Here is a 15,714-nt window from a genome sequence, read left to right on the forward strand (position 1 = left end):
AACTGATTCTCTACATCTGCCTTAAGCGCTCAGAAAATGAAAAAGACTATACTTTATAAGGGAGTAATCGCCTGTGTTGTGCTTATTTTTCTCAGTTTTCAGGCAGGCGCCCAATCCGTAACGAATTATACTTTTGCAGGCACAACTGGTACATTCACCGCCTTAACGAGCCCGAATGCAACCACCTGGACAGGCTCTACTGATGATGGTGTATCCGCATTGATTCCAATAGGATTCGACTTCTGGTATATGGGCGTCAGGTATACCAATATATCTGCCAGTACCAATGGCTGGGTAGCCATGGGCAGTGTTCCTACAGATTTTGTATACACGAACAGCTTGTCTACCGGAGGTTCCCCAAGACCGGTAATCGCGCCTTTATGGGACGATCTGGACATCGTTTCCACAGCAAACGTGACCTATAAAACCTCCGGAACGGCAGGTTCCAGAATCTTTACACTGCAATACCTGAATGTGAAATGGAATTACCTGGCCCTGGGGGCGGTCTGTTCCTTTCAGGTGAATTTCTATGAAAGCAGCGGTAAGGTGGAATATGTTTACCGATCAGATGCACTGGCGGCCTTGACGCCTTCCGCATCGATAGGACTAACAGCCACGGCAACAGGATCGGGAAATTACCTGTCGGTAAATAATGCCGGAACAAGCGCCAGCTCTACCGCTGAAGCGAGTGTGACGACAAAAAGAGTAACCGGAAGAACCTATACTTTTACGCCTCCCATTCCTACAGCACCAGGGAGCCTTAGCTTTACAGCCATAGGAAACCTGACGATGACACTCAATTGGACAGACCTTTCTACCAATGAACGGGGCTTTGTGATCTACCGCTCTACAGACGGAACAAATTATTCTTTTGTGAACCAGGTTGCTGCCGGAGTAACGAGCTCCGTACAATCGGGATTAACCACAGGAACAACTTATTATTGGCGGGTGTTCGCCATCACAGAAGGAGGGCTGAGTACTGCTTTGAGCGGAAGCCAGGCGACCAGCTGTAACGGACCGGTCATTTCCCAGTTTCCTTCCGGCCTGACTTCCTATTATAAGTTTGAAGGAAATGCAAACGATGCGGCAGGAAGCAATACAGGTACATTTCAGGGTGGAACTCCAGTGCAAACCACAGACCGTTACGGAATCAGTAATAAAGCATATACCTTAAACGGAACCACCAATTACCTATCTACAGCCATAGCCTATACCAATCCAAGCACCTTTAGCGTCTCGGTCTGGTTTAAAACGAATACCACGATAGGCGGTGTGCTGGCCGGTTTTTCTTCCTTGCAAACCGGAACAGGGGGCAGCAGAGATCGTATGATTTACATGACAGGTACAGGATTGCTGTACTTCGGATTGGCACCGGGATCGGTAAAAAAATATGTGAATACCACGGCGGCTTATAATGATGGCAACTGGCATATGGCCACAGCCACGCTGGGCGCAGGAGGCATGAAGTTATATGTTGATGGTAGTCTCGCCGCGAATGACCCAACGGTAACCAGCGGAGAAAGCTATACGGGTTATTGGAGAATCGGACATAACGATATCGCGACCTGGCCAGCTGAACCTGCCAGTCATTATTTTCAGGGCAGTCTGGATGATGCAGTGTTGTATCAAAGAGAATTAAGTGCGTCGGAGATTGGAGTGCTGTACAATTCGGCAGATGGTGCGGGCAGCAATGCTCCGGTCTGTGCCGGATCTTCCTTAAACCTGACCGCAACTACGGTTTCCGGAGCAAGTTATTCCTGGACGGGGCCAAATAGCTTTAGCTCTGCTTTACAGAATCCGGTGATCACTTATTCTGCGGCTTATGCAGGAACTTATACGGTACAGGTGACCATTCCGGGTTGTGCGGTACCTACGATTGCCTATGTAAGGGTATTGTCTACAGGCAACACCGGACAGTGGACAGGAAATGTCAGCACCGATTGGGCTACAGCGGCAAATTGGTGTGATGGCGTGGTGCCGACTTCAACAACGGACGTGGTCATTACTTCCGGAGCGACAAGAATGCCCACAATCAGCACGAGTGTGAGCAGCAGAAGCCTGACGATCAATAGCGGGGCAACCCTGACGCTAACAGGCGCAGGAACTTTAAACGTGGCTGGAACGCTAACCAACAATGGCACGTTTACCAATACCGGAACGGTTAATTTTAACGGAACCAGCGGACAGCAAACTTTTGCAGGCATCAGCTCCTTCTTTAATTTGACAGCAAGCAATAGCACAGGACTGCTTTTGCCTGCCGCAACTACAATTAGCAACAACCTGACGATTGCCGCAGGAATCCTGAATGCCAATAATTTCAACCTGACGGTGACCGGAAACTGGATCAATAATGTGAACAGCACGGCATTTACCGCAGGAACCGGAACGGTAACTTTCAACAGCAGTAATGCCCAAAGTATCGCCGGAACCGCATCGACTACCTTTAACAACCTCACGATCCTGAATACAGGAAATACAGTAAGCTTAGGGATCAATCAGATCATCAGCGGAAACCTGTCGGTCAGCACCGGTACTTTGGATCTTGCTACTTTTACGGCCAATCGTGCCACTGCAGGTGGAATACTTACAGTAGCAAACAATGCGACACTGAAGATTGGCGGAACGAATACCTATCCCACAAACTACAGTACAAATACATTGGTGGTGGCGAGTACCGTAGAATACTCAGGAACCAACCAGACCGTATCAAATCAAAGTTATGGAAACCTCAGACTGAGCAGTTCCTCGGGAGCAGCAGTGAAAACATTTCCGGCTACGGCGATGACAGTGCTGGGAAATCTGATTAGTGTACAGGGAGCAGGTACTGCTGTAAGCTACACGGCAGGAGCTGCTGTGACGGTGACAGGAAACATATCCATAGGAGCGGGCACGACTTTTAACGGAGCAAGCTTCAGTCAAAATATCGGCGGAAATTGGGCAAATGCCGGGACCTTTAACGGAAATACAGGAACAGTGGTATTTACAGGAGCAGGGACCACAGTAAGCGGTGCAGGCACTCAAAATTTCAATAACCTGACCGTAGCGGCTTCCATGGTGGCTTTCTCTGCCGAAGGGCTGAGCTTAACAGGAAATTTAGCCACTACCGGGGCCGGATCTTTTACCCAGGCTTCGGGAGGAACTTTAACGATGAGCGGAACGGGAACGACCATGAGCGGAACGGATATTTCACCGGATAACCTGAACATTACGGGTACGGTGACTACAGCTTCCTCCATCATCCTTACAGGAAATCTTACCGTAAGCGGCACTTTTACGGCTAGTGCAGGGACGCTTACCATGAGCGGAACAACAAAAACCATTTCCGGAGCAGGGGGCAAAACTTTTTACCTGTTGTCGGTTACAGGAACGGTCAGTACAGCTGTCAGTTTCAGTATTTCCTCCGGACTTAGCGTATATGGAAGTCTGACGGGAACAGCAGGAACAGCCACTTTTACAGGAACCTCAACCTTGAGTGGTACGGCAAATCTGTTCAATACAACAATCAACGGAACTTCTTTGCAGTTGTCGGCAAATGCTGTCCTTGGAGTGGCAGGAGCATTGACCCTTACCGCAGGAACATTAAATGTAAGTTCTACACCGAATACCGTGAATTTTAATGGAAGCGGAGCGCAAAGCATCAATGCGCTTACTTATAGCAATTTAACTTTTTCTACCGGGGGCACTAAAACTGCTGCCGGAGGGATCACGGTAAATAACGACATTACGATTGGCACAGGAACAACCTTTGTCTCGGGAAACTTTACCCATTCCATTTACAACAACTGGAACAACAACGGGACTTTCACGGCAGGAACAGGTACGGTTCAGTTTTTGGGATCACAGAATTCCAACATCAGCGGAGCAACGACTTTTAACATACTTACGGTAAATAATTCGGCGGCCACAGTAGCGGTAACCTTATTGAGCAATGTTTCTGTGGCAACGGTGAACATGACCCTCGGAACGCTCCTTACCGGAACAAATACCCTGACGATTACCACTACCCGGACAGGAAATGGCATTATCCTGGGTACGATTACCAGAAACCATTCGTTTGCGGCATTGACAGCCTATGCTTTTGAAGGCCCAAACAACCTGATCACATTCACCCTTCCAGTTGGGATCAACAGTGTAACGGTATCTGTGGCAACCGGTGCGATCAGTGATTTTCCTTTTGGCGGATCGATCAGCAGAGTCTATAACATTACCGTGCCTTCAGGAACCTATGTAGGCGCCACGCTGAGGCTTCATTATGAAGATGCGGAACTGAATGGCAACGCAGAGGCAACGATGGCACTGTGGCGTTACAATGGCTCTTCATGGAACTCCAGCGGTAAAACATCAAACGATGCGACAGCAAACTATGTAGAACAAACTTTGTTACTCGACATTTCGAACCGCTGGACACTTTCGGCAAGTGCCAATGTGGTGCAGTGGAACGGAAGTGTAAGCAGCGACTGGAATACGGTGGCGAACTGGACGGTGACTCAGGGCTCGGCATCCAGACCTCCTGCAGCCACAGATGTGGTCAACCTGGGAACAGTCACCTTTACCAATCAGCCGGTGATCAGCACTGCCGTTACGGTCAGAAATATCAATTTTGGAAGTGCAAAGGCCGTATCACTTTCCCTGGCATCGGGTGGTTCGTTAAGCTCCACGGCGGTAAAAGGAGACTGGTCTGCAAATGCGACCCATAGCATCGATGCAGGAAACCAAACGGTAACCATAGGGGGTGAACTGGCACTGAGCGATGGCACCAGCGGACATGCCATTAACCTGAGCATCGGGACAGGAAGCGTAACAGTGGCCGGTGACCTGACCGAAAGCGGAGGGGCGAACATTACGTTTAATGGCGCCGGAAACCTGAGTGTCGGCGGCGATTTTAATTACTCGTCCGGCGTCTTTACCGCCGGAACAGGTACAGTGACTTATTCGGGCAGTTCGAACCAGGTATTGGGGGTTGTAAATTACAACCACCTTGCCATCAATAACAGTGCAGCTCATATCGCGGTTGGAAGTGCACTTTCTGTAAACGGAAACCTGACCGTGACCGCCGGAGAACTGGACAACAACGCGGTAATGACCATCGCCGGAAATGTCAGCATTGCCGCTTCTGCCATACTTCAGAACAACAGCACCTTACTGGTAGGTGGAAACTGGACCAATGCAGGTACTTATAATTCCAGCGCTTCCGGAACAAGTGTGATCTTTAATGGAGCAGGAACACAGTCGATTTCTGCCAGTACTTTCAATAACCTGGAAATCAATAAACCTGTAGGATCTCTGGCAGTCCTCACCGGGGATGTGACCTTAAAGGGAAATCTGACAGGAACCTCGGGAACACTGGACATCAAATCCTTCTTCTTTAACAGGGATGTGGCCGGTGGAACGGCAACGATTGCAGATGCCGGGACATTGATTATCGGAGCGGATAATGCGCCCAATAAGTTTGCAAATTATGTACTGGGCACAGGCAGTACGGTCGTTTTTAATGGTTTGAGCACGCAGCACCTGCTGTTACCGGGACTGGTTTACGGAAACATTACCTTCAGCAATGCCGGACTTAAATCATTGCTGACCCCAATTTCGATAAAAGGCAAGTTACAGATAGACAACGGGGCGACACTGGACGGAGGATCAAATACCATTAGCTTAAATGGCGATTGGCTCAATAACGGCACATTTACGCCTTCCACGAGTACGGTGCTCTTTACAGGGACCACCAAAAATATTACCGGAAATACCACCTTCAATAAGGTCACTGTTCCGGGCAGTTATACGATCTTAAATGATGTGACCTTTAACGGTTTGCTGAACATCACAAGTACGGGTTCATTGAGCGGAGGATCAACGATCAATACGACAATGAATGGTGACCTGATCAATAGCGGAACGTTATTTACCTTAGGTACGACCACTTTTACCGGAAATGTAGTACAAACAGTGAGTCTGATCAATGCGGTGCAAACAGTAGCGATGACGGTGAATTTTAACGGGACCGTCTCTCCGGTGCTGAACTCTACTTCGGCACCACAGTTTGGTTTTTTAAACATCAACAATACCGGAGGCGTATTCCCAAGTGTAGGCTGGACAGTGCAGTTTGCTTTCACTGTAGGCTCGGGTGCTTTATTTAGCGGTAGCAGTTCTACACATAATTTTCTGGGATCAGTAACGAATAACGGAACCATTTCAAGTTCCGGAACACTGAATTTTGTCCCTGCAACCACCGCAACGATCAATCTTGGAACGAATTTCTCCAGTACCGGAACGGTTGTATTTGGTGGAGCGGGAGCAGTCACCATGGCCGGAACTCCGGTCAGCATGAAGGATGTATTGGTGTCCAATACCAATGCGGCAGGAATCAGTCCTTCTTCCAACTGGACGCTGACAAATAACCTGAGCATCGGTACAGGTGCGATCCTGAATGGAAGTACAAGAACCTACCTGATTGCAGGAAACATCATCAATAACGGAACCTTAAATGCAGGAACTTCTACTTTTAGCCTTAACGGCTCGGCGATTCAGGACATTTATTCTCCTTCCGCATTTTATAAACTGACACTCAACAATATCGGAGGAACGGTGAGCATCTCTTCAAATGTAACGGTAAATGATGCGCTGACCTTCACGCTGGGAAAAATACAAACAGGCTCATTTATCGTGATTCAACCTGCTTCAGGATCGGTTAGCGGAGCGGCACAACTGACCGGATGGGTCAATGGGAATTTCCGGAAAAATATAGCGACAGGTACTACAGGCAAGGTCTTTGAAATTGGAAATGCAACGAATTACCTTCCTGTTTCCCTTAGTTTTACTGGTGTAAGCACTGCCGGAGACCTTACCGTATCGACTGTTGCAGGAGACCATCCGAGTATCGGCAATTCCAAGATTAACGGGGCAAAAAGCGTAAACCGCTACTGGACGATGAGCAATAGCGGAATCGTCTTTACTACGGTAAATGCAACGCTGAACTACCTGGCCGCAGATGTAGATGCAGGTGCAAATACCAATGCTTTTGTATTGGGCGGGTATGCGGATGGTGCCTGGGTATACCCAATGGTAGGATCGGTTACGGCAACGAGTCTGACCGCTTCGGGCCTGACGGCATTCGGTGATTTTCAGATCGGAGAGCTGACCATTTACATCAAAACATGGGATGGTGGAGCAGGAACGGCCAATTGGGGCGATGCGGCAAACTGGAATACAGACGGTGTGCCTTCGGTAACAGACAATGTACAGCTCACAGGACCTTATGTGATCAATATCAATGTGGCAGCAGTGACCAAAGACCTGATCCTAAGTGATCCGGGACTGGTGCTGACCACCAATGCCGGAAACTCTTTATCGGTATCCGGAAACATGACGCTTGCTGCAGGAACATTCAATACGGCCGCCTCATTTCCAACCGTTACAGGCTTGATCGACCTTTCGGGAGGAACAGTTGGATTTACAGGATCTTCTGCTCAGACGATTCCCGCTTATAATTATTATAACCTGAGCAGCAGCGGTACCGGGGCAAGGGTATTCGCCTCGACAGGAACAATCGGCATTGCCAATACTTTTAGTCCGGGAACAAATGCTTATACAGTTACAGGAAGTACGGTCGACTATAATGGTCCTGGGACACAAACCATAGCAGCTGCTGCTTACAACCAGCTGACCTTGAGCAACGGAGGACTGAAATCCTTTTCTTCCGGTGTAACGGGGATTGCAGGAACCATAACCGTGACTCCACCTGCAACCGCAGATGCGGTAGCAAATGCAGGGACTATCAGTTATAACGGTACTTCGGCTCAGACGGTACTGTCTATGAACTATTACAATCTGGATGGCGCAAATGCAGCAGGGTTAACCTTGCTGGATGCGAACCTGAGCAATAACCTCAGTGTGAGTACCGGAACAATGAGCATCGGAAACAGCGCCACTGTACAGAAAATTACCGTAAACGGAAATCTGACGGTTGCCAGCGGAGCAACATTTGGCGTTTCCGCTTCTTCAGATGCCATACATTTATTAACCATAGGAGGGAATGTGGTCAACAGCGGAACCTTTAACCTTCGCCCGGATGCGAACAGCCTTTGTAATGTGATTTTTAATAAGAATGGAAATCAAACCGTTTCCGGAACAGGGGGGGTGACTTCCTTTAATAACATTACCACAAATATGGGATCGGTAAACACCAATTCTCTGGAAGTAAGTGCTGCAGGTTTCTCTGCACCAAATGGTTTTCTGACGCTTAACAATGGTTCATTTAACCTGAACAATTCCGGATTAACCATCAGTCCGTTTTTGGCCGATATTACCGATGTTCCTTATCTTATTCCTGCCACAGCGGGCTTATGGGTAAATGCAGGAACGATCAATTCTGCGAATATGAACTGGACCATTGCCGGACAGGTTAAGGTGACAGGAGGCACGATGAACATCGGAAATCTGGCCGGTAACCATGCATTGACTCTCGATCAGGCCCGTGTTACCATAAGCAGTGGAAATCTCAATTTTGCTTCGGCTATCGGTAATCCGGCGGCAGCATGGCAATATGAAATGCAGGGCGGACAAACGACCCTGAATACTGCAGGAAGTACTACTGCCGGGCTGGCACCTTTCCATATGGATGCTGCCGGAGCTGCCTTCAGCATGTCGGGGGGAACCCTGCTGATCCAGAATTCAGGAGGAACAGCAGGGCAGAACCTGGGCTATACCAACCTGAGTACAGGAGGAACAGGTTTTACCGGCGGTACCTTACAAATGGGAAATGGTTCTACTGCTGCCGCGACGACAATGAACATCAACACCTCCAATCCGATCTACAACCTGACCGTAGGAAGCAGCAATACCACTGTGCCATTACAGTCGGCATTAACCGTAAGCAACAATGTGACCGTCACTGCCGGAACACTGGACATCAGTACCAGGACTTTAAAAATAGGTGGAAACATCAGCAACAGCGGAAGTTTTATCGTAAGCAATGGGATGATTGAAATGAACGGTTCAACACTTCAAAGCATTCCGGCGGCGGCGTTTACAGGGAACCTGATTAAAAACCTGAAGATTGACAATGCTGCAGGAGTAAATCTGGGCGGGCCATTAAGTCTGACTGACATTCTACTCCTGAGCAATGGCCAGTTCAGCTCAGCAGGCAACCTGACCTTATTGTCGTCGGCTACCCAAACGGCACTGATTGACGGAAGTGGGGCTGGTTCGGTGTCCGGAAATATCACAATGCAGCGTTACCTGATTGCCGGTTTTGGCTATAAATATTTTAGTCCGCCTGTACAGAACGCGACCGTGAACAGCTTTGCATCTACAGTAGACCTCAATGCGACCTTTCCGAATTTTTACAATTATATCGAAGACAAAGTGAGCAGTGGATTTACGTCCTATACCAATCCGGCAAATCCTTTAGTTCCTTTACAAGGCTATGCTGCTGACTTTGGTTCTTCTATGGTGCAAAAAACGGTAAGTATGGACGGCCTGGCAAACAACGGGGCAATGTCTGCCACTTTGTACAACCATAATCAGCTGTATACCCAGGGATTTAACCTGGTCGGAAACCCTTATCCATCACCCATCAACTGGGATGCGGCATCGGGTTTAACCAGGACAAATATCGATAACGCAGTCTACTTCTTTAATTCAGGTACAGTGAGTCAGTACACTGGTGCTTACAGCACTTATATCAACGGAGTTTCCAGTGATGGGATTGCAGGTCCGATCATTGCCTCCATGCAGGGATTCTTTGTCCATGTTTCTGATGGCAGTTATCCGGTTACCGGAACGTTGGCCATGAACAACAATGTGAGGGTAAATGACTTGTCGCCGGTTTTCCATAAATCCATGGCTGCGCATATGGATGCACAACAGGCTGTTCCGCGGATGTTACTGAGATTAAGTGCAGGTTTCGCTGACCACAGCAATTCTTCCGACCCATTGGTCTTGTATTCTAACCAGGGAGCAAGGAAGAATTTCGACAAAGAACGGGATGCGATCAAACTGATGAACATCGACGAGCTCTTACCGAATGTCTACTCCATCGGGGCCGATGCCTCTAAACTCGTAGTGAAAGCGCTGGAAGGAGTGGACACCAGCACAGTAATCCCTCTCGGTATCGAAACCCACAGAGATGGAAATGTAGTGTTTAACCTGCGTAACCTGGAAAACTGGCCCGCAGGACTGAATCTTTACCTCAGGGATACCGTAACAGGCATCAATCAGGACCTGCAGCGGAACCCGGTATATACCGTAAACCTGAAGAAGGGCGTGCTGGAGAACCGCTTCTCTTTACGCACAATGGCCGCTAAAGATGTGATAGATGGCAGTGGGGATGTTTATACTGTTTTCGGTTCCAACGGGGGTTTGTTTTTAAGGATAAAGCTGATGGATGATCAATCCGGCTATCTGCTGATCAGCAATGTATTAGGACAGGTAATCTCACGTAAAAAGATAGAAGGAAACGGGGTGTATCCGCTGGAACAGCTGACACCAAATATAGTCTACCTCGTTAGCTTTATTACCACTAAAAAGACACATACTACTAAAGTACAAATCACTGGAAAATGAGGAAGCTAAAAATATCCATATACGGTATGATGCTACCGGTCCTGTTACTGGTTGCTGTATCTTCAAAGGCACAGCGTAAATTCGCTGCACTGGGGCCGGAAAATCCTCCGAGACCGGTGGTGATCTATGTGAACCCTGCACAGGGACTGCAGTTCGGTGCCTTTTATCAGGGCGCTACCGGCGGATCGGTGATCATTTATCCCAATGGATCGAGGTCGACCACCGGAACTGTGATTCAGACGAATCAGGGCGTGTCTTTTTCACCTGCGATTTTTGAAGTGGATGCAGAGCCCGGTACACTCGTCACGATTGTTAACGGTCCGGATGTGACCCTGAATGGCAGCAATGGAGGAACCATCACCTTACATATCGGAAGTTCCGATCCTGCAAGTCCTTTCATTGCCACTCAGACTTCACCGGGAAGAACACAAATCAGGATCGGCGGAACTTTAACCCTGACCAATCCTTTGGCCAATCCACCCGGAAATTATAGCGGTACTTTTTCTGTGACTTTTATACAACCCTGATCTATGGATGAAGCCGACCTCAATATATGTAAAGAAAGAATAAAGCAGCTGCTGAAGCTTTGTGTATTGCTGCTTAGCTTTTTTATTTATACGGCCGGTCATGCGGTTGCCCAGATCAGGGAAGATCAGGACGAGATCTCGGTTTTCCTGAACGTGCAACGCGTAGGTGCTGCGGAAATTCCGGCGGTAATCCAGGAGGATAAAGTCTGGCTGCCGGTGGTAGAGCTTTTTAATTTCCTGAAGATCCGGTATGAGCTTTCTAAAAGCAGGGATTCTGTTTCCGGAACATTTATCAGCCCTGATTCAAAATACCTGATCGACCACAAAAACCAAGTCATTTTATATGGAGAACAGCGCTATGATTTAAAACCAGGAGAACTGATCAAAACCAGCAGCGGGCTTTATTTGCAGTCGGATCTTTTCGCTAAACTCTTCGGCTTAAACTGCGTGTTCAGCTTCAGAAACCTATCGGTAGTACTCAGTACGGACCTGGAATTGCCCGTACTCCGGGAGATGCGGCAGGAACAGATGCGGAATAACCTGAACAGACTGAGTGGTATATTTAAGGCAGATACAGTGATTGGCAGGAATTATCCTCTGTTTTACTTCGGTACTGCAGATTATTCAGCGCTGACTTCGGCAGGAAATAAGGGGACGCCTCAGGATGCCCGGGTAAGTCTGGGTTTGGGCGGGATGGTTGCCGGAGGGGAAACAAATGTGGTCCTGAATTACCACAACAATCAGGGATTCTCTGGTCGCCAGCAATATTACCTCTGGAGGTATGTGGACAATGATATGCGGTATGCAAAACAATTCCTGGCGGGTAAGATCCAGGGACAATCCATCTCCTCCATTTACTCGCCGCTGATCGGAGTACAGGTGACCAATGCGCCGACCACCTACAGGCGTTCTTTCGGTACTTATACTTTAAATAACAAAACTGAACCCAACTGGATGGTAGAGCTTTATGTAAATGGCGTACTCATCAATTATGTGAAAGCAGATGCTTCCGGATTTTATACTTTTAATGTTCCGCTGGTCTATGGCAATACGGTCATTAAACTTCGGTTTTATGGTCCCTATGGAGAAGAACGTTCTACGGAACAGAACATCAGTATCCCCTTTAATTTTTTGCCGGAGAAGGAATTTGAATATACGGCCAGCTCCGGGATTCTGGAAGAAGCGGGACATGCCAGATTTGCCCGTCTGAGCACCAATTATGGCCTCAGCCGCAACATCACCGTTGGCGGTGGCGTAGAATACCTTTCTTCGGTTACTTCAGGCACAAAGATTCCTTTTGTCAACACCTCGGTTCGTTTGCTGTCCAACTTGTTGTTTTCCGCGGAATACGACCATGACGTCCGTTCCAAGGCGATATTGAGCTATAACCTGCCTTCGGGCTTGCAAATTGAGGTCAACAATACCTGGTATAAGAAAGGGCAGACGGCCATCAACAATACCTTTGTCGAAGACCGGAAACTGATGCTTTCCTTTCCCATACGCGGACGTCACTATTCGGCCTATACCCAGCTCAGTTTGCAGCAGATCCTGCTCGAGAACACCAGGTATACACTGGCCAACTGGATGCTTTCTGCCGCGGTCGGCGGCGTCAATGCCACTGCGGCGACCTATTCGGTATTCCTGAAAGGAGCAGATCCTTATGTGTACACCAATTATTCTCTTTCGCTAAGGGCCTTCAGAAACCTCCTGATCACCCAACAGCTGCAATATGAATATACCGGCAACAAGGTTATCGGTGTGAAAACGGAGTTGGAAAAACGGGTTTTCAGAAGCGGTTACCTGAACTTATCGTACGAAAAGAACTTTCCCAGCGACATTACCAATATTGAACTGGGCTTAAGGTATGATTTCTCTTTTGCGCAGACCCGGGTGTCTGTGCGTAAAAGCAATGACCTGATCCGGTCTTTACAGGGCATCAGCGGCAGTCTGATTCATGATGGAAAATCAGGATTCACCAATTTTAACAATTACACCAGCGTAGGTAAAGGAGCGGTGCTGTTGATTCCTTATCTGGACATGAACGGGAACAGCAGGCGCGACAAAGATGAACCTAGAGCAGAGGGATTAAAAGTAAGGATTAACGGTGGGCGGATCAAACAATCAGTAAAAGATACGACGATACAGATTACCGATCTGGAAGCCTATACCAATTATAATATAGAACTGGATGGTTCTGGTTTCGACAGACTGGCCTGGAAATTCCCTAAAGCAAATTATACCGTGGTGATTGACCCTAACTATGTGAAGAACGTGGAAATTCCGATCTCGGTGTTTGGAGAAGCTTCGGGAAGAGTGATCCTGAAGGACGGAGCAGAAGAAATGGGGCAGGGGAATGTGATTCTTAATTTTTACAATGAACAGGCTAAAAAGGTAGGACAAACGGTGTCTGAAGCCGACGGTTATTTCTCTTACCTTGGCTTGCTTCCGGGCAAGTATAAAGTAGAGATGGATCCTGCGCAATTGCGGCTGATGGACTTGAAGGGAGAAACACCAGCAATTCCGTTTGTGATTGTGAGAACGATAGACGGCGACCTGGTGAATCACCTGGATATGCAGACGAGCCTGATTGCGCCGGCAAAAGCAGACAGCTCCGCTGTACCTGCGGCTTCAGTGGTGCCACCGCAGCCAGAGGTCACCGTTGAACAAGCCGAGTCTCCTATAGTCGGCCCTCTGACGGTTCAGGCGGCGCATTTTAAATTCCTGATGGCCAAGACCGCGCAACGTATGTTGTTAAAATATTATAAAAATGTAGTCATCATTCCAACAAAATGGGTCTATTACGACATTCAGATCAGAGGGCTCAAAGATCTGGAAGAAGCAAACGAGATCATTAAAAAGATCAAACCGATGGGCTTCCCGGATGCTTATGTATTGAAACCGGTTGCCCCGGTCAAATCATCGCCCCGCGTTATCCCGGCCAGCCCGGCGGTTCCTGTTCCCGTCCCTGTTACGCCTGTGGAACCAGTTGGCCCTCCTGCAGCTGGCTCTATCACCGTTCAGGCCGCACATTTTAAACTTCCAATGGCGAAGGTTTGTCAGCGGATTTTATCGAAGTATTATCAGAATGTGGTGATTGTTCCCACCAAATGGGTGTATTATAACATTCAGATCAGGGATGTTAAAGACCTGCAGGAAGCGAAAGCCATTATTAAACGCATCCGGCCATTGGGATTCCCTAAAGCTTATGTATTAAAATCTGTTTCGCCCAAATAAGCCGAATTGCTATCTTTGATATTGAATATGAATATAGAAGAATTACGGGAATACTGCCTGCAGAAGCCAGGTACAACGGAAGGTCTTCCTTTTGGAGAAGATACCCTCGTGTTTAAGGTGGGAGAGAAAATTTTCCTGCTGACCAGTTTGGATACCGGCAACCGCTTTAATGCCAAATGTGATCCTGAGCGTGCCATTGAATTGCGGGAGCAGTTTGATGAAATCATACCTGGTTATCACATGAACAAGAAACACTGGAATACGGTCTATATGAATGGCCAGTTGACCAGGAAGCAGCTGAATGAGCTGATCGATCATTCTTATGAACTGGTGCTCAGCAGTCTGCCAAAGAAATTGCAGGAAGAAATAGGCAATTAAAAAAGGCCGTAAAAGCTGGTGTGAACACGCCCCTTTACGACCTTTCTTTAAACCGGTTATTTACCGTTTATTTACCTCCGCCCAGACTGAGTCTGAGGTTGAGCTCAAAGCTGCCATTCGTGTAGGCACTTAAAGCAGAAGTTTGTGTGCTGTATGATCCGCTGATCATATACTTTTTCTTGAAGTCCATGCCTAAACCAAAAGTGGCACTTTCAGAACTGTGGTACATCAGCATGGCGAATACCTGCCGATTGGCCAATCCTACCTGTACACCTGCATCCCAGATGTTTTTAAAACCTTTTACACCCCGATAGGCGACTTTGGGCTCTGCGTCAATTCCTTCCAGGCCTTCGCTGATTGGAAAGCGGTAGCTCAGGGCAGAGTAAAAGGTTGCCACATCGGCCAATTTAATCGTTTCCTTTTTCAGGAAGCTTTTAAGGTTAGGAATTGCCGCCTGTACCGTTAGTCTGTTGGAGGTAAAGGCTACCCCAAAATCTCCGTCCAGATGTGTTTTACGGTTGTTATACTGGCCAACGAGCGGATCACTTGGATTGCCATAGATATCGGTTTCTTCCAGACGCTGACTTAAAAATCCGATAGAGATCCCGAAATGTAACGCAGTTCCCGCTTGATCCAGTTTCAGGTGGTAAGCATAGGAGCCCAGTACCCGGGTTTGTCTTTGCAAACCTGCACTTTCATTGTTAACCGTTAAACCAAGGCCCACTCTGCTGAAGCCGTAATCTGCGGTGAAGCTCTGCGTAACCGGCGCACCAGGTACATTGTCCCAAAGCTTACGGTATGATCCATTTAACCTTATGCCATGTTCAGCGCCCGCGAAAGCCGGATTGATGACATACTGATTGCTGTAATACTGCGAAGATAAAGGGTTTAACTGCGCTTGTGCGGTGTTTACTGCTGCTGTAAAAGCGACGAGTAAACTTATTTTGTGTATGATTTTCATATCTCTTCGTAATGGTAATGAAGCCTGCATTCCGGCGGTCAGGCAGGTTTGCAG

Annotated in this window: 5 protein-coding genes; 4 read left to right on the top strand and 1 reads right to left on the bottom strand. The window is 47.9% G+C overall.

Annotated elements, in window-relative coordinates:
* Positions 1-36: 36 nt before the first annotated feature.
* From AAFF35_RS14215 to AAFF35_RS14230, 4 genes are read left to right on the top strand one after another with little or no spacing between them, the layout of a single operon-like run.
* Positions 37-10,560: a fibronectin type III domain-containing protein gene (locus tag AAFF35_RS14215; RefSeq protein WP_342333178.1), complete on the top strand. Its 10,524-nt coding sequence runs from the start codon at positions 37-39 to the stop codon at positions 10,558-10,560.
* Positions 10,557-11,087, top strand: coding sequence for a DUF4402 domain-containing protein (locus AAFF35_RS14220; RefSeq protein ID WP_342333179.1), 531 nt, complete (start codon positions 10,557-10,559; stop codon positions 11,085-11,087). The genes AAFF35_RS14215 and AAFF35_RS14220 overlap by 4 nt, the downstream gene beginning before the upstream one ends.
* A gap of 3 nt (positions 11,088-11,090) precedes the next feature.
* The gene (locus AAFF35_RS14225; RefSeq protein WP_342333180.1) at positions 11,091-14,321 is read left to right on the top strand and encodes a hypothetical protein; all 3,231 of its coding nucleotides are present in this window, start codon (positions 11,091-11,093) and stop codon (positions 14,319-14,321) included.
* A gap of 27 nt (positions 14,322-14,348) precedes the next feature.
* Positions 14,349-14,699, top strand: coding sequence for an MmcQ/YjbR family DNA-binding protein (locus AAFF35_RS14230; RefSeq protein ID WP_342333181.1), 351 nt, complete (start codon positions 14,349-14,351; stop codon positions 14,697-14,699).
* A gap of 67 nt (positions 14,700-14,766) precedes the next feature.
* Here AAFF35_RS14230 and AAFF35_RS14235 read toward each other — a convergent pair whose 3' ends face one another.
* Positions 14,767-15,660, bottom strand: coding sequence for a PorP/SprF family type IX secretion system membrane protein (locus AAFF35_RS14235; RefSeq protein ID WP_342333182.1), 894 nt, complete (start codon positions 15,658-15,660; stop codon positions 14,767-14,769).
* Between the last annotated feature and the right edge of the window lie 54 nt (positions 15,661-15,714).

Source organism: Pedobacter sp. FW305-3-2-15-E-R2A2 (assembly GCF_038446955.1).
Classification (GTDB): Bacteria; Bacteroidota; Bacteroidia; order Sphingobacteriales; family Sphingobacteriaceae; genus Pedobacter.

Bases quoted from the DNA above. Each gene is read 5' to 3' on its own strand.
- AAFF35_RS14215 (WP_342333178.1), top strand. From the start codon at position 37: ATGAAAAAGACTATACTTTATAAGGGAGTAATCGCCTGTGTTGTGCTT.
- AAFF35_RS14220 (WP_342333179.1), top strand. From the start codon at position 10,557: ATGAGGAAGCTAAAAATATCCATATACGGTATGATGCTACCGGTCCTG.
- AAFF35_RS14225 (WP_342333180.1), top strand. From the start codon at position 11,091: ATGGATGAAGCCGACCTCAATATATGTAAAGAAAGAATAAAGCAGCTG.
- AAFF35_RS14230 (WP_342333181.1), top strand. From the start codon at position 14,349: ATGAATATAGAAGAATTACGGGAATACTGCCTGCAGAAGCCAGGTACA.
- AAFF35_RS14235 (WP_342333182.1), bottom strand. From the start codon at position 15,660: ATGAAAATCATACACAAAATAAGTTTACTCGTCGCTTTTACAGCAGCA.